The organism is Micromonospora sp. FIMYZ51 (assembly GCF_038246755.1).
In the GTDB taxonomy this organism is placed as follows: domain Bacteria; phylum Actinomycetota; class Actinomycetes; order Mycobacteriales; family Micromonosporaceae; genus Micromonospora.
In genome coordinates, this window is sequence record NZ_CP134706.1 from 1306125 (window position 1) to 1321194 (window position 15070).

14 protein-coding genes and 1 tRNA gene are annotated in these 15070 nt (G+C 70.7%); 10 read left to right on the forward strand and 5 right to left on the reverse strand.

The genetic code is table 11. The features are described 5' to 3' along the window. The first annotated feature begins 117 nt into the window (after window positions 1–117). From QQG74_RS06165 to QQG74_RS06190, 6 genes are read left to right on the forward strand one after another with little or no spacing between them, the layout of a single operon-like run. Entirely contained in the window at window positions 118–1176 is a 1059-nt protein-coding gene (locus tag QQG74_RS06165) for a glycosyltransferase (protein WP_341719330.1), read from the forward strand. Next, window positions 1163–2680, forward strand: coding sequence for an O-antigen polymerase (locus QQG74_RS06170; protein ID WP_341719331.1), 1518 nt, complete (start codon window positions 1163–1165; stop codon window positions 2678–2680). The genes QQG74_RS06165 and QQG74_RS06170 overlap by 14 nt, the downstream gene beginning before the upstream one ends. After that, window positions 2673–3881, forward strand: a complete 1209-nt coding sequence (locus QQG74_RS06175) for a glycosyltransferase (RefSeq protein ID WP_341719332.1) — start codon at window positions 2673–2675, stop codon at window positions 3879–3881. The genes QQG74_RS06170 and QQG74_RS06175 overlap by 8 nt, the downstream gene beginning before the upstream one ends. Further along, window positions 3878–5116: a hypothetical protein gene (locus QQG74_RS06180; protein WP_341719333.1), complete on the forward strand. Its 1239-nt coding sequence runs from the start codon at window positions 3878–3880 to the stop codon at window positions 5114–5116. Before QQG74_RS06175 ends, QQG74_RS06180 begins: the two co-directional genes overlap by 4 nt. A gap of 17 nt (window positions 5117–5133) precedes the next feature. Beyond that, on the forward strand, window positions 5134–6402 hold the full coding sequence (locus QQG74_RS06185) for a DUF1800 family protein (protein ID WP_341719334.1): 1269 nt from the start codon (window positions 5134–5136) through the stop codon (window positions 6400–6402). After that, the gene (locus tag QQG74_RS06190; protein ID WP_341719335.1) at window positions 6399–7661 is read left to right on the forward strand and encodes a DUF1501 domain-containing protein; all 1263 of its coding nucleotides are present in this window, start codon (window positions 6399–6401) and stop codon (window positions 7659–7661) included. The genes QQG74_RS06185 and QQG74_RS06190 overlap by 4 nt, the downstream gene beginning before the upstream one ends. A 10-nt stretch (window positions 7662–7671) precedes the next feature. Here QQG74_RS06190 and QQG74_RS06195 read toward each other — a convergent pair whose 3' ends face one another. Together QQG74_RS06195 and QQG74_RS06200 are read right to left on the reverse strand one after the other, a co-directional pair. Continuing rightward, window positions 7672–8976, reverse strand: a complete 1305-nt coding sequence (locus QQG74_RS06195; RefSeq protein ID WP_341719336.1) for a sugar transferase — start codon at window positions 8974–8976, stop codon at window positions 7672–7674. A 267-nt stretch (window positions 8977–9243) separates the two neighbouring features. After that, window positions 9244–10176 (reverse strand): LCP family protein, encoded by a 933-nt coding sequence (locus QQG74_RS06200; RefSeq protein WP_341721147.1) that lies wholly within the window; start codon window positions 10174–10176, stop codon window positions 9244–9246. 337 nt (window positions 10177–10513) lie between these two features. On the opposite strand from QQG74_RS06200, the gene QQG74_RS06205 reads away from it, so the two are divergent. Together QQG74_RS06205 and QQG74_RS06210 are read left to right on the forward strand one after the other, a co-directional pair. Then, window positions 10514–11347 (forward strand): class I SAM-dependent methyltransferase, encoded by an 834-nt coding sequence (locus tag QQG74_RS06205; RefSeq protein ID WP_341719337.1) that lies wholly within the window; start codon window positions 10514–10516, stop codon window positions 11345–11347. A gap of 96 nt (window positions 11348–11443) precedes the next feature. Next, a complete protein-coding gene (locus QQG74_RS06210; RefSeq protein WP_341719338.1) occupies window positions 11444–12466 on the forward strand; it encodes an expansin EXLX1 family cellulose-binding protein in 1023 nt (340 codons plus the stop codon). A gap of 94 nt (window positions 12467–12560) precedes the next feature. On the opposite strand, the gene QQG74_RS06215 is transcribed toward QQG74_RS06210, so the two are convergent. The 3 genes from QQG74_RS06215 to bcp form a co-directional block, all read right to left on the reverse strand. Next, the gene (locus QQG74_RS06215; protein WP_341719339.1) at window positions 12561–13100 is read right to left on the reverse strand and encodes a GNAT family N-acetyltransferase; all 540 of its coding nucleotides are present in this window, start codon (window positions 13098–13100) and stop codon (window positions 12561–12563) included. A 68-nt stretch (window positions 13101–13168) separates the two neighbouring features. After that, a tRNA-Leu gene (locus tag QQG74_RS06220) sits at window positions 13169–13252 on the reverse strand. Between the two features lie 148 nt (window positions 13253–13400). After that, complete coding sequence (bcp, locus tag QQG74_RS06225) at window positions 13401–13877, reverse strand: thioredoxin-dependent thiol peroxidase (RefSeq protein ID WP_341719340.1); 477 nt, start codon at window positions 13875–13877, stop codon at window positions 13401–13403. 138 nt (window positions 13878–14015) lie between these two features. On the opposite strand from bcp, the gene QQG74_RS06230 reads away from it, so the two are divergent. After that, on the forward strand, window positions 14016–14732 hold the full coding sequence (locus tag QQG74_RS06230; RefSeq protein ID WP_341719341.1) for an energy-coupling factor ABC transporter permease: 717 nt from the start codon (window positions 14016–14018) through the stop codon (window positions 14730–14732). Continuing rightward, window positions 14729–15070, forward strand: a complete 342-nt coding sequence (locus QQG74_RS06235; RefSeq protein WP_341719342.1) for a PDGLE domain-containing protein — start codon at window positions 14729–14731, stop codon at window positions 15068–15070. The genes QQG74_RS06230 and QQG74_RS06235 overlap by 4 nt, the downstream gene beginning before the upstream one ends.

The following is a 15070-nucleotide window of genomic DNA, read 5'->3' on the forward strand; positions in this document are numbered from 1 at the left end:
ATGCGATAACAGGCGGGCGGCCTTCCGTGGTGAGGAAAGGAAACGGCGATCACCGAGCTTGCGCCCAATGTCCAGAATGGACCAACATCTCTGCTGGCCGGCAGGTCGGTCGCGCTGGTGCACGAGTGGTTCGGTGCCACGGGCGGCTCCGAGAACGTCTTCCTCTCGCTGTGTAAGGTGCTGCCCGAGGCCAAGGGGTTCGTACTCTGGCGTGACCGCGACGCCCGGCGCGGGCTCGACCTGCACGAGTCCTGGCTCGCCCGGACGCCGTTTCGACGCGCGAAGGCGGCGGCGCTGCCCCTCATGCCGGTGACCTGGCGCACCCTGACCCGGGAACGCTTCGACGTGGTCATCTCGTCGAGCCACGCGTTCGCGCACACCGTCAAGCTGCCGTCCGCCCCGCAGGCGCGTTACCTGAGTTACGTCCACTCACCCGCTCGTTACCTGTGGAGTCCCGACCATGACGGTCGCGGTTCCAACGGCCTGCTGGCGCTTCCCCGGGCCGTGCTGCGCGCCGCCGATGTCCGGTTGAGCCGGCATGTCGACAGCTATGCCGCGAACTCCCGGGAGGTGCGCAACCGGATCCGGCGGTTCTGGAAGCGGGACGCCCGGATCATCCATCCCCCGGTCGACGTCGACTACTTCCGCGCCGCGCCGGACCAGCAGCGCCGGCAGGATCGCGACTATCTGCTGGGCGTCGGGCGGTGGATCCCGTACAAGAAGTTCGATCTCATGATCGAAATCGCGGACGCGGCCGGGCTGCCGCTGGTCGTCGCCGGTTCGGGGCCGGAGGAGGAGGCCCTGCGTCGGCGGGCGGCGCTGGCCCGGGTGCCGGTGACCTTCGAGGTCCGGCCGACCCGGAACCGCCTGCGCGAGTTGTACTGGGGTGCCAGCTGCCTGCTCTTTCCCACCCACGAGGACTTCGGCATCATCCCGGTGGAGGCGATGGCCTGCGGCACCCCGGTGCTCGGCCTGCGCCGTGGTGGGGTGTTGGAGACGGTGGTCGACGGCGAGACCGGCTTTCTGGTGGATTCGGACGACCCACGCGCGTACGCGGCTCTGCTGCACCAGGCCGACGACCTGGACCGGGACCGGATCCAGGGGCACGCGGACGTCTTCTCCGCCTCGGTGTTCCGCGAGAAGATCGCGGTGTGGGTCACTGATGAAACCTCCTGACGTCGAACCGGCGAGCGGGCCACCGGCGTCCCGCTCGCGCAGGGTGACCCTGGCCGCGACGGCCACGTGGATCGTCGTCATCGCGGTCCTTGGGATCACCACCGTGCTGCCCCGCCCGACCGTGGCCGGACTGCTCGGTCTCGGCGCGGTCGCGATCTGCCTGGCGGCGCTGTACCAGACCACGGTGTCCGGGATCTTCAGCCCGGTGGCGGTGACGTTCTGGGCCTTCGTGGCGGTGTGGGTCGGCTTCGCGCCGTTGCTTCAGATCAGGGACCGGCGCCTGCCCTGGCCCGACCTGCCCCTTGACCAGCACTACGTCAGCGCACAGGTCATTCTGCTCTTCGCGGTGGTCGCCTTCTGGGCCGGCAACGCGCGGCGTGGCAAGGCGTGGCGTGGCACCGACCGGCCTGACACCGACCGGCGGCCGACGACCTCGCCACGTGCCCGGCTCACCGTCGAGAAGGCGGCGGTGGTGACCACGCTCGCGGCGGTGTTGGCGGTGGTCTGCCTGCCGATGACCGGCGGGCTGTTGGTCCGCTTCTCCAGCCGGGACGACCTACAGCGGGCGATCGCCGAGGCGGGGCTCAGGAGCCAGCAGGACCTGGCGCTGCTCGGGCTGCTCAACACCTTCCCGGCCGCGATCAGCGCGGTCGCGCTGCTGCTGTGTCTGCTGTGCTGGCGTAGCCGGAACCACACCCGCCGGGGCAGGCGGGTCCTGCTGGCCGCGACCAGTCTCGCCAGCGTCCTCAACCTCATCTACAGCAATCCGCTGTCCGCGAACCGTTTCGCGTCGTTCGGGGTCATGCTCGCCGCCGGGCTCGCTATCGTCCGGTTCGACCGGCAGCGCTTGCGGGTCCTGTTCTCGGTGGGCATGCTGCTGGGTCTCGCCGTGCTCTACCCGCTGGCGAACCTGTTCCGCAACGAGCGCTCCCGTAGCGACCTGCGGTGGGGCTTTGACGCGTACTACACCTGGGATTTCGACGGTTTCCAGCAGACCGTGAACGCGGTGCACCACGCGGGCGTGACGGGCCACACCTGGGGCCATCACTTCGTCTCCGCGCTGCTGTTCTGGGTCCCCCGGTCGTTCTGGGAGGGCAAGGCGGTCCCGGCGGGCAACGCCGTGGCGGACAGCCGGGGCTACGAGTTCCAGAACCTGGCCCTGCCGTTCTGGGCCGAGACCTACCTGGAGTTCAGCTTCATCGGCGTGGTGGTGCTGTTCTTCTTCTACGGCAGGCTCGCGAAGCGCCTCGACAGGTCGCTGGCCGGTGCGTCCACCGACCTGCTGGTCGCCTTCACGATCATGTTCGCGGCGTTTCAGATCGGCCTGCTACGGGGACCGCTCGGCGCGCAGATTCCGTTCGTCGGTGCGGCCCTCGTGGTGCTCGTCGTCGGCATCACGGCGTGGCGTGGTCCAGCCTGGGGCGCCACCAGACCTCCCGTCTCGGCGGACAAGGCGTCCGGCGTGGGCCCAGACCGCGATGCGGTGGAGGCCGCGCATGAGTGAGCGGATGCCCCGGGTCGCGGTGGTCGCCGACTGGTGGTGGCCGGAGGATGTCGGTGGCGCGGAGCGCTCCGGCCGCGAGGCGACGATGGAACTTGCCCGCTTCGCCGAAGTGGCGATCTTCGTGCCGGCTGCCGTGGAGCGCTCCTACTCGGACGGTTCGCTCAGCGTCCACGCGGTCCGGCGTCCCCTCGCCCGGCGGGTACACGCCGACACCCGGTTCCGCCGGGGCCTCGAGTTCCTCAGCGCCTGGCTGCTGCCCTGGAGTGCGGCACGCCTGGTGCGCAGGGTCCACGACTTCCGACCCGATGTCGTCGTCGCGGCGAACATCTCGCGTACCGGTCCCTGGCTGCCCCGCTGGGCGCGGGCTCGCGGCCTGCGTTTCGTCCGGGTCTTCCACGATCTCAGCGACACCTGCTGGCGCCGGTCCCGGCTCCGGGGTGATCGCAGCTGCCACACGGTCTGCGGGGAATGCCGAGTCAAGGCGCGCATCATGCGCAGCGCCACCCCGCCCACCGCGACGAGCGTCTGCGTGTCCGCGTTCGTCCGCGACGATCTGGTCCGCGCGGGCTTGGTCACCCCGGAGTCGAGCATCGTCGGCTACCCGCTGGTCGGTTCGGAGGAACCGGTACGCGCGCGGCGGCGGGACGGCACCGGGATCGTCATCGGGTACATCGGTCGGATCAGCCCTGTGAAGGGCATCGAGGCGGCGATCCGTACCGCGGCGGCCTATCGACGCCGCACGGGTACGACCGTCACCGTCCTGGCCGCCGGGGAGGGACAGGCCGACTACACCCGGACGTTGACCGACCTCGCCCGGTCCGAAGGAATCTCCCTGGATACGCCCGGCCACCTGCCCGTCGACCAGTTCTGCGCCATGGTGGACGTCGTCGTCATCCCGTCCCGGTGGATGGAACCGTTCGGCCGGGTCGCCGTCGAGGTCGGGCGTGCGGGCCGGCCGATGCTGATCTCGCCGCTGGGCGGTCTACCCGAAGCTGCAGCGGTTTCCGGGGGCGAGTACTTGTTCGCCGACTTCCAGGACCCGGAGGAGGCCGCGGTCTCGCTGGGCGCGCTGCTGGCGGGCTCCGCCAGCGAGAACCGGCCGACCGTCAGCACCGTGCCGACGCTCCGGGCGGCCATCGTCACGGCCACCCGCAGGGCGCTCGCCGGTTGGCCCGACGTGAGCGCCGGGCAGGGGCAGTGACAGCCGGTACGCGTGGGCGGAACTGGGCCCGGCCCGCGCTCGTGCTGAGCCAGTTCGCCCTGATGGGCACGAGCCTGATCCTCAGTCTCTCCCTTGCGTACGGCGGTGATCTGGTCGCGGTCGGTGCCACCGCCCCAGCCGTGCTCGTCTTCCAGTTGACCTGCGGCGTCCTGCAACGGGCGCTGGCCGAGGCGACGTTGCTCAGCACCGCGCACGCCGAGCGGGTGGCGGAGCGTACCGACTGCCGGCGATCCGTGGCCGTCGCGTTCCTCGGCGGGCTGGCCGGCGCGGTGGTCGCGGTGGTGGCGGCGCTCGCGGTCCCGGGAGCGCCGATCGAGTTGGCTGCCGCGTACGCGGCGGGAATTCCCTTCGCCATCGCGCTGGACATCGGCCGTGCCGCCGGGGTGGCCGCCGGTGCGGCCCGGTCCGTCTTCGTGGAGACGGCCGCGTGGCTGGCAGCGCAGCTCATCCTGATGGTCACCTTCGCCGTCTGGCGCGCACCCCTGGGGATCTGCCTGTCCTGGGCCGTGGTGAACGCGGTGTTCCTCGTCGCCGCAGCACGGCTGCCCGACCGGCGACCGCTCTTCGCCGGACTGACCGGCTGGGTCCGGTCCGGCCGAAGGGTGCTGGGTCCGGCCTCGGTCGACGCCTTCCTCGTCGGCCTCACGCCGCTGCTCGCGATCCAGATCACCGCCCTGGTAACCGGGGCGGCCACACTCGGCGCGATCCGGCTCGTGCAGCAGCTGTTCGCACCGCTGGCGTTCGTCTCGATCACGTTCCGCCGGGTGCTGGTCTACCAGCGCAAGGCCGGTGTCGGCACGACCAGGCGGCAGGACCTCCGCGACGGGATACTGGCCCTCGGGCTGATGTCGGCCGGCGCGGCCGTGCTCGGCGCGGCGGTCGTCGCCGGCCGGGAACTCGTGCCGGCGCTCGCCTTCATCCCGGTCGGTGTGGTGCTGATCGCCGCCGCCGTGGAACGCGCAGCCCTCGGCTTCTCCTATGGATGCTCGCTGAACAGGTTCGTCCGGGGCGAGTTCACGCTGCTGTTGCGGGCCCGCTACGTGATGCTCGGGCTGACGGTGCTCGCCGCACCACTGCTGACCGCCGTGATCGGCGCCCCCGGTTACCTGATCGGCTCGGCCGTCGGCCTGTTCGGGTACTCCCTTGCCGTTCTCGCCCTGCCGGTCGGACCGCCACCGACGGCGTCGATCGCGCAACCCATGAGGGTTTCGTAATGAGTTAGGTTGGGCCCATGAGCGACGGTACCGGCCTGCTTCTGCGGCGCGCCGGCTTCGGTCCGACGGCTGCGGAGATCGCCGCCGCGCGCCAGGCCGGCTACGCGCCGACGCTGGCGGCTCTGGTCGCTCCCCGCGGGCCGGACGTCGGGGCGGCGAGCGCCACGGTTCCCGATCTGGGCGACGATGTCTACGCCGGCACGCGGGACCTGACCTACGACGAGAAGGTCAAGCTGGAAGCCCTGCGGACCATTCAGACCGAGCAGCTCACCCAGTGGTGGTTGAGCCGGATGGTGGTGGCCAGCCACCAGTGCCTGGAGAAGCTGGTCTTCTTCTGGCACGGACACTGGGCCACCTCGGTCAAGAAGGTGCGTAGCCCACAGCTCATGCTCAAGCAGCACCGGGCGCTCCGGAACGCCACCGACTTCCGGGCCATGGCCCGGTCGATGGTCGTCGACGCGGCGTTGAACCTCTACCTGGATGGTCATCTCAACGTCAAGGCGGCGCCCAACGAGAATCTCGCCCGCGAGCTGTTCGAGCTGTTCGTCCTCGGTCATGGCCAGTACACCGAGAACGACATCAAGGAGGCGGGCCGGGCGCTTACCGGCTGGCGGTTCAGCCTGACCCGGGGCGCCTCGGTGTTCGACCCGGCCGCCCACGACGCCGGCCACAAGACCATCCTCGGCCGGACGGAGCGGTTCACCGCCCACAGTCTCGTCGAACTGTTGCTGCAGCGGGAGGCGTGTCCCCGCTTCATCGCCTCTCGTCTCTGGTTCCGCTACGGCTCGTCCACGTCGCCGATTCCGGAGCCGCTGCGGGAGAAGATGGCCCAGGCGTTCCCGGTGGCGATGGAGATGCTCCGGGTGCTCTTCTCGGACGAGGCGTTCCACGCCACCGCCGGCACGTTGGTGAAGCAGCCGGTCGAGTGGTTCGTCGGCGCCCTGCGGCAGTTGGGCCTACGGCCGGCTGCTCTGCCCGCCGAAACCCGCGCGGCGATCCTGCGCGATCTGGACAATCTCGGGCAGTTGCCCTTCGCCCCACCCAACGTGGGCGGCTGGCCTGCCGGGGGTACCTGGCTGACCTCGGCGGCGGCCCAGGTCCGGCTGCGTCTTGCCGGCCGGATCGCCGACCACGTGTCGGCTCCGGTCCGGACGCCGGAGGAACTTGCGTACCTCCTCTGCGTCGAGAAGTGGACCAACCGCACGTACGCGGTGCTGCGCGACAGCCAGGACCAGCGGCAGTTGTTGATCCTCGGACTGGTGAGTCCGGAGTACCTGGTGTCATGACCATGGACCCATGGACCCGACGACGGTTCCTCCGCGCCTCAGGCGTCGCTGCCGGGGCGGCGATCGCGGCGGGAGCGGGTGGGATCGGGCTGGCCGAGCTGTTGCGGACCGGGGCGGACGCCCCGGCCGATGCACCGCAAACCAACAAGCTCGTGCTGGTGACGCTCTACGGCGGCAACGACGGGCTGAACACCGTCGTCCCGTACACCGACCCCGCCTACCACAGCGCCCGCCCGGAGTTGGCGTACGCCCCCGAGAAGGTGCTGCACCTCGACGACACCCTCGGCCTGAACCCGACCCTTCCTGGCCTGCGGCGGCTGTGGGACGAGAAGCAACTGGCAGTGGTGTTGGGGGTGGGCTACCCGATGCCCGACCGCAGTCACTTCCGATCCATGGACATCTGGCAGACGGCCTCACCGCAGGCGGCGGTGCCGACCGGTTGGGTGGGTCGGTGGCTGGACGGCACGAAGGCCGCCCCGGAGGCGGCGGTCAGCTTCGAACCGGTGCTGCCGCCGGTGCTGGCGGGGGAGACCCGCGCCGGGGCCTGTGTCGGCGTCGGCGGACTCGACCTGCCACCGGGCGTCAGCGTCGAATCGGTCGCGGCGCTCGGGGAGGTGGCGGAGGGCGAGCCCGAGATGCAGGCGCGGGCGGCCGGCACGTACCGGGATCTGCTGCGGGTGGAGCGGCTCGTACGCGGCGCCGAACAGCACCACGCTGCCGGGCCGGGCGGCGCGGCGGAGGAGCTACCGACGACCGGGCCGGGCAGCCGGAGCGTGCTGGAGACACAGTTGGCGCTCGTGGCCAGCTGCGTCGAGGCCGGCGTGCCCACCCAGGTCTACTCGGTAAGTCTGGACGGCTTCGACACGCACGCGCACGCTCTGGTCGGGCAGGAGAGCCTGCTCCGCCGGCTCGACCGCGCCCTGTCGGCGTTTCTCGACCGGATGGCGCGCACGGAGGCCGGTCGCCGGGTCACCGTGGTGGTGTACAGCGAGTTCGGCCGACGGGTGCGGGCGAACGCCTCGCAGGGCACCGACCACGGTACGGCGGGGCCGGTGTTCGTTCTGGGCCCGCAGGTCGACGGCGGCTTCTTCGGTGAGCAGCCGAGCCTGACCGACCTGGACGACGGCGATCTCAAGGCGACGGTGGACTTTCGGGATGTGTTCGGCGCCGTGCTGGCCTCGGTGCTGCACGCCGACCCCGACCGATACCTCGGCGCGGGGTACCGGTCGACGCCCCTGCCGTTGTTCCGTACGGACTGACCGCCCGGTTTCAGCGCCCGCCGCCGCGGAAGACTTCCGCGACGGTGCGCAGCATCACCTTGATGTCCAACCAGAGCGACCAGTTCTCGATGTAGTAGTTGTCGAAACGGGCCCGGTCGGAGATCGGGGTGTCCCCACGTAAGCCACTGACCTGCGCAAGGCCCGTCAGACCCACGGGCACCCGGTGCCGCATGGCGTAGTTCGGGTACGTGGCCGAGAACTGCTCGACGAAGTGCGGGCGTTCCGGGCGCGGGCCGACCACGCTCATGTCACCCCGCAGGATGTTCCACAGCTGGGGTAGTTCGTCCAGTGAGGTGCGACGCATGAACCGGCCGATCGGACCGACGCGGCGGTCGTGCGCGATGGACCAGTTCGTCTGGGACTCCTGCTCGCTGTCCGGGCGCATCGATCGGAACTTGATGACCTTGAACGGTTTGCCGTAGCGGCCGATCCGCTCCTGGTGGAAGAAGATGCCCCAGCCGCCCTCGACGAAGGTGGCGAGGGCGCAGAGCAGCAGGATCGGACTCAGCAGGATCAGCGCGGCGGCGGCGAACAGGATGTCCGAGGCGCGTTTGATGATCCACCGGGGACCCGAAAAGGTGAGGTCGTCGATCTTGGCAATCGGGATGGCGCCGATGTGGTCCGGATATCCGCCGTGCGAGCGGTAGCCCCACGGTCGCGGCACCGCCCAGAGGTCGCACCGGGAGCTGCGCGGTCGCAGCAGCGCCTCGGTGAGTGGGATCTCGGCACAGGCCGGGTCTGCGATGATCAGAACCTCGCAGTCCAGCAACCGCACGAGATGTTCGAGATCGTCCAGGCTGCCGCTGAGCGGCAGCGCGGCCGTTTCCTGGCGGGACGGTACGTCCACACAACCGACGAAACGCAGGCCGTACTGCGGGTAGCGGCGCAGCAGTCGGGCCAGTTCGAGCCCGAGCGGACCGCTGCCGATGATGATCGCGTTGTGCTCCACCCACCGCCACCGGCGCACCTGGATGGTCAACGCGCGACTGAACGCGCGACCGAGGATGACCAGCCCGGCCGAGAGTGCGACGCCACGCATGAAACCGCCGACGTACGACACCGAGGCATGCCGTTCGGCCGCGATGATGGCCACCACCGCAGCCGAGGCGAGCAGCCGTCCACAGAGGGCCGGCAACTCGTCGAGGATGCTCACGTGTCGGCGCGGCTGGTAGAGCCCACCGGCCGCGAAGACGAGCACCGTGAGTGCGGCATTGGCCAGCGTCCCGCGCCAATAGGTCTGGCTCAGCGCCAGCGGGGTGAGCAGCGCAAGGATGTCGACGGGCAGCGTCAGCATCCACGAGCGCAACCATCCCGTGCGAGAAGACGCCTGCGACCTCGGATAGGGCAGCACCGCCGTGGTGTCCAGGCCGGACGAAGGGTGCGAAGCGGGCGCCGTGGCGCTGGCCTCGCTCGCCGGGTCGTCCCGCTCCGGCGGCTCCGGTCGGGCCACCGGCACCCGCGGCGTCAGTTGACTGAGAGCTGGTACGGGTGCACTGTGACCTGTTGTCGCTTGGCTTGACATGACCCGCTCTCCCCCCGTATCCCGCAAGCCGGTCGGTTCCTACTTGGCGGCGGCGAGAATCTCCGGAACCGCATCGCGGCGCACCGCTTCGAAGAGTTGCTTGGCCTTCTCCTTGTCAGCAAGCACCACGCTCTCGGTGCCGATGGTGCCGGTGCCCTTGGTGGGGCAGGTGAGGAAGGTCAGGTTGCCGCCGCGCAGGTGGCGCAGCTCCATCCCGAGGTCCAACAGGGACATCGACTCGTCGACCGCCACCGCGTCGGCGGTGGCCCGGACGAACGAGTTCAGCTTGGTGGGGCTGGCCAGGGTGCCGCCGGAGGCGGCAGTGTCCAGAATGGACTTGATGACCTGTTGCTGGTGCTTGATGCGGGTGAAGTCGCCGTCGGCGAAGGCGTACCGCTCGCGGGCGTAGTCCAGGGCTGCGGCACCGTCCATGGTCTGCTTGCCGGCGGCGAAGTCCCGCCGCCCGTCCGGGTTGAGCGAATGCCGCGAGGTGAACGCCTTCTCGACGGTGATCTCGATGCCGCCGAGCGCGTCTACAATTTCCTTGAAGCCGGCGAAATCGACAATCGACACGTGGTCGATCCGGACGCCTGTGAACTTCTCGACCGTCTGCACCATGAGCGGTACGCCGCCCCAGGCGTACGCGGCATTGATCTTCGCGTCCCGACCGCCCCGCCCCTGCGGCGACCTGGGCACGCTCACCCAGGTGTCGCGGGGGATCGAGATGAGTTGGGCGCTCGACCGGTCCTTCGGCAGGTGGGCCAGGATGATCGTGTCGGTGCGCGAGCCGGAGGTGTTGTCCGGGTCCCGGGTGTCGCTGCCCAGGATCATGATGTTCATGGCGCCTGTCGCCACGGTCTGCGGGCGGGACTCCTCCGGGACACCCTCGAAGGCGTCGACCCGTTCGATGCTGGACTCGACGGAGCGGTAGTAGAGGCCGCCGGCCACCATGCCGGCACCACCCAGCAGCATCAGCACCAGGAAACTGACGAGCGCGATCCGCTTCCACCGGCGTCGCCGCCGCGGGCTTGCGGTGGCCGGTGCCGCAGCCGGCGGATTGTCACGACCCGCCTGCTCTGCCGGCGGCCTGTCGAAGAGCAAGGTGTCGGGCTCGCCGTCCCCGTGGTGTTGGCGCATGCGAGGGATGCTACTGATTCCGACCTGCTGATCGCATTCCCCCTTGGGTTCCATTCACGTTTCGGGGCATAGGTCGGAGTGCGCGGGGTTGCGGCGGAAATTGGATTCCGCGTGCACCGATCAACTCGCGGTTGTTACCCGTATGTTTCCTCAAGTCTGGTAAAACCTCGCCGTGGACGCCGTCAAGTTGCGTCGGGCGTTGGCCCGTACGCGCCTCGCCCCTGTAGCCGCCTTTCCGAAACGCCTGGCCGCGGTAGCCCGTTACGACGCCAAGGTGTTGCGGGTCTCCGCCCGCTGGTTGGTCGCCTCCCGGGAACATCACAACTACACCTACGAGCTGACCCGACTCAGCCGCAGCCACCTCGCCTGGTTCGTCAGCGTCGTGTGTGACCTGCCGGTCGGGCAGGTCCGGGACTATCTGACCGAGATCGAGTCGGATGACGAGCTGCGTCGGCACGTCGCCTCGGCCACCGCGGCCGCCGCGCGTCGCGGCCTTGCCGACAAGCAGGTCCGGTACGCCCGCCGCATCGGCTGGTACGCGATCGTGCGGGCCCGCCGGCCGAAGCACATCGTGGAGACCGGTGTGGACAAGGGGCTGGGCAGCTGCGTACTGGCCGCCGCCCTGCTGCGCAACGCGGCCGAGGGCCATCCGGGCCGGGTCAGCTCCATCGACATCAACCCCGAGGCCGGTTACCTGGCCCGCACGGCACCCTGGTCGGACGTGATCGACCTGGTCATCGGCGACTCGGTCGAGTCGATCGGCGCGCTGGAGCAGCCGGTCGACCTGTTCCTGCACGACAGCGACCACAGTCGAGGGTACGAGCGGCGCGAGTTCGAGGCGGTCGAGGCGAAGCTGGCCCCGGGAGCGATGCTGCTCACCGACAACGTCACCCACACCAACGTGCTTGCCAAGCACGCCGAGGCCACCGGCCGTCGGTTCCTCGCGTACCGGGAGACGCCAGCCAACCACTGGTACCCGGGCGACGGCATCGGCGTGGCCTGGTAGCCGGGTGCGGGTCGGTGCCAGGCGAAGTTGACCTAGTCTTAGCTTTCGCTTAGCTGGCTTGTCCGGCACCGACGTGGTCCGGCAGCATCAGTGCACGTGACCGACGGTACGGACGGCCCCGCCGCGCGGACAGCAGCCAAGCGCTCCCACCGGAGCCGCTGGCTGGCCGGCGGGGCCGTGGCCGCGCTCGCCACAGTCCTGGGGCTCACCCTCGCGCTGCGCTCGGGCGCCGCGCCCGCATGTGCTGCCCCGCCGCGCCTCGGCAGTGCGCTGCCGGTCGCCGCCGGTGCGTTGCTCGCCCCGCCCGCCGCCGGCAAGACGCAGCAGGGCAAGGCCACCTTCTACGACTCGAAGGGTGCGGGCGGGAACTGCTCCTATCCCGCGGCCCCCGCCGACCGGCACTACGTCGCGCTCGGCCCGAGCGAGTACGCCGACGGTGCCGCCTGCGGCGGATACCTCGACGTGACCGGGCCGAAGGGCACGATCCGCGTGCTGGTCATGGACCAGTGCCCGGAGTGCGCCCCCGGCCACGTCGACCTGTCCCGGGAGGCGTTCGCCCGGATCGCCGACCCGGTGCAGGGCATCGTCAAGGTCAGCTACCGCCTGGTGGCCGACCCGCCGCTGACCGGCCCGCTCACCTTCCGGATCAAGGAGGGCGCGTCGCAGTACTGGTTCGCCGTCCTGGTCGCCGGGCACGGCAACCCGCTGCGCTCGGTCGAGGTGCGCCAGGGCAGCTCGGGCGGGTGGCGGGCGGCCAGCCGGGAGAGCTACAACTACTGGCTGATCGACTCGGGCGCCGGTCCCGGGCCGTACCAGATCCGGGTCACCGACACCCAGGGGCACCGGGCCACCGCCACCGGCATCCGGATGTCCCCCGGCAAGGTCCAGCGCAGCACGGTCCGGATGTACGGCGGCGCCCCGGCGGCGTCGGCGGCGCCCCGGCCGTCCTCGGCCAGCCCGAAGCCGAGCCCCAGCCCGAAGCCGAGCGCCAGCGCGACGGCCGAGCCCACGCCGTCCGGCACGGTCGCGAGCGCCGATCCCACGCCCTCGGCAACGGCCCCGGTGGACGGTGCGGCGTTGGCGGCGGCCGACCCGCTGCCGGCCCCGGGCTGCGGCTGAGCGCCCTGCCGCCCCGGGCTGCGGCTGAGCGCCGGGCCGCCCCGGAGCGCCGGGCTGCCCCGGAATCAGCGACGGGCGCTGGGCCGGCCCGGAATCAGCGACGAGCGCCGGGTTCGCCGGTCAGATCGAGCCACATGAGCACCTCGTCGCGGTCATCGCCGGGGGCGACCCGCAGCGCGCCGGGCCAGCGGCCCACCTCGCGGTAGCCGAGCCGCCGGTAGAACCGGTCCAACCCCAACCCGTCCCGCACGGTCACGTGCAACGCCGCCAGCCCCAGGCCCCGGGCCACCCGCTCGGCCTCGCGCATGAGCGCCTCGCCGAAGCCGCGCCCCTGCGTGTCGGGATGGACCATCACCCGGGTCAGCACCCGCAGGTGCGGCTTCAGGTGGAACCGTGGATCGGTGAAGATCGCCATGGCCACCAGGCGGTCGCCGTCGTATCCGAGCAGCAGCCGGTCCGGACCGTCCGCGATGCCGGCCAGCGTCGGATCGGCGATCGTGCGTACCTGCTCGGCGGTGACCGGAGCCACGAAGCCGACCGCGCCGCCGGCGTTGGTGACGTCGACCCAGAGCGCGACGATCGCCGTACGCAGCTCAGGGGTCAGTTCGGCGTCGAGGACGAAGCGCAGACTCACGGGGCTGATCCTTGCCGGCCGACACCCCCGACCGCCCGTGATCGTGACCAGGGTGACAGGTCAAACGGTGCGGGAGAGGGGATTCGAACCCCCACGTCCTCTCGGACACAGGTTCCTAAGACCTGCGCGGCTGCCTGTTACGCCACTCCCGCTGGCTTCAGAGAGTCTATGCCGCCCGGCGACGGTGTCGAGCCGGCGGGCTTGACCGACGCCCGCCTCGCCGGCCGACCGCTGGCTCCGCCTCGCCCACCGACCGACGCCCGCCGACCGCCGGCTCCGCCTCGCCCACCGACCGCCGGCTCAGTCCAGCCCGAGGTCGCGGCGGAGCTTGGCGACGTGCCCGGTGGCCTTCACGTTGTAGAGCGCCCGCTCGATCTTGCCGTCCTCGTCGATGACGAACGTCGAGCGGATCACGCCGGTGACGGTACGCCCGTAGGACTGCTTCTCGCCGTACGCCCCGTAGGCGGTGAGCACCGCCTTGTCGGTGTCGGCCACGAGCGGGAAGGTGATCGCGTCGCGCTCGCGGAACTTCGCCAGCTTCTCCGGCTTGTCCGGCGAGATGCCCACCACCTCGTAGCCCGCGGCCTGGAGCGAGGCGAGCGAGTCGCGGAAGTCGCAGGCCTGCTTGGTGCAGCCGGGGGTCATCGCCGCCGGGTACGCGTACAGGATCACCCGGCGACCGCGCAGGTCGGCCAGGGTGACCTGCCCGCCGGCGTCGGTGGGCAGGGTGAACTCGGGGGCCGGGTCACCGGGGGAGAGGCGAACGGGTGCGGTCATGGCACCACCCTACTGCCGCCGCCGGCCGGCAACCGGTGGGGACAAGTCAGCTGTTGCCAGGTATTGGCAACAGCCTATGAAGGGAAATACGCTCATCCTCGCCGGCGCACGCGGGTCCGCCGTCACGTGGGAGGTCACGTGGAAATCCTGGCCATGCACATCTCCAACGGAATAATCAACGGTCCGGTCGCCGCGGCCTTCGCGGTGATCGCGCTGGCGGCGATGGCGCTCTGCGTCCGGCGCGGTCGCCACGACCTGGACGACCGGTTGGCGCCGATGGCCGGCCTGGTCGCGGCGTTCATCTTCGCCGTGCAGATGCTCAACTTCCCGATCTTCACCGCCGGCGTCAGCGGCCACCTGCTCGGCGGGGCGATCGCCGCCATGCTGGTCGGCCCCTGGGTCGGCGCGCTCTGCATCGCGGTGGTGCTTGTCGTGCAGGCACTCGTCTTCGGCGACGGCGGCGTGGCCATGCTCGGGCTCAGCATCACCAACATGGCCGTGATCGGCGTCGCGGTGGCGTACCTGCTGATCGCGCTGCTGCTGCGGGTGCTGCCGCGCAGCAACGCCGGGCTGGCCGTCACCGCCTTCGTCGCCGCACTGGTAAGCGTGGTCGTCGCGGCGATGGGTTTCGTGTTGCAGTACTGGCTCGGCGGCACCACCGACCTCGGCGGCAACCTGACCGGGCTGGCCGGGACGATGGCCGTTTCCCACCTGTTCATCGGCATCGGCGAGGGCCTGATCACCGCCACCACGGTGGTCACCGTGGCGAAGGTACGACCCGACCTGGTGTACGCGCTGCGCGCCCTGAAGCCGGCCCCGGCGGCGACCGTTCCGACCGTCGGAGGTGTCCGGTGAGAAAGTGGAGCTTCATCGTCGGAGGCCTGCTCGTCGCCCTGCTGCTGGCCGGCGTGGTGAGCAACTTCGCCTCAGCGCACCCCGACGGGCTGGACTCGTCGCTGCGGGAGGGCTGCACCTTCGATGCCGACGGCGAGATCACCGGCGGCAGTTGCCCGGCGCAGCAGGAGCGGGAGCACGAGATCGGCGGTCCGCTGGCCGACTACGGCATCGCCGGCCTGGACAACGAGTTCCTCTCCACCGGGCTCTCCGGCGTGCTTGGCGTCCTGCTCACCTTCGCCGTGGCCGGCGGCGCGTTCTGGCTGGTCCGCAGCCGCGCCACCACCGGCCGGAGATAG

Coding starts and splice junctions, on each gene's coding strand:
- QQG74_RS06170 (WP_341719331.1), top strand. CDS start 1,163: ATGAAACCTCCTGACGTCGAACCGGCGAGCGGGCCACCGGCGTCCCGC.
- QQG74_RS06190 (WP_341719335.1), top strand. CDS start 6,399: ATGACCATGGACCCATGGACCCGACGACGGTTCCTCCGCGCCTCAGGC.
- QQG74_RS06195 (WP_341719336.1), bottom strand. CDS start 8,976: ATGCTGACGCTGCCCGTCGACATCCTTGCGCTGCTCACCCCGCTGGCG.
- QQG74_RS06200 (WP_341721147.1), bottom strand. CDS start 10,176: ATGCTGCTGGGTGGTGCCGGCATGGTGGCCGGCGGCCTCTACTACCGC.
- QQG74_RS06185 (WP_341719334.1), top strand. CDS start 5,134: ATGAGCGACGGTACCGGCCTGCTTCTGCGGCGCGCCGGCTTCGGTCCG.
- QQG74_RS06175 (WP_341719332.1), top strand. CDS start 2,673: ATGAGTGAGCGGATGCCCCGGGTCGCGGTGGTCGCCGACTGGTGGTGG.
- bcp (WP_341719340.1), bottom strand. CDS start 13,877: ATGACCGCACCCGTTCGCCTCTCCCCCGGTGACCCGGCCCCCGAGTTC.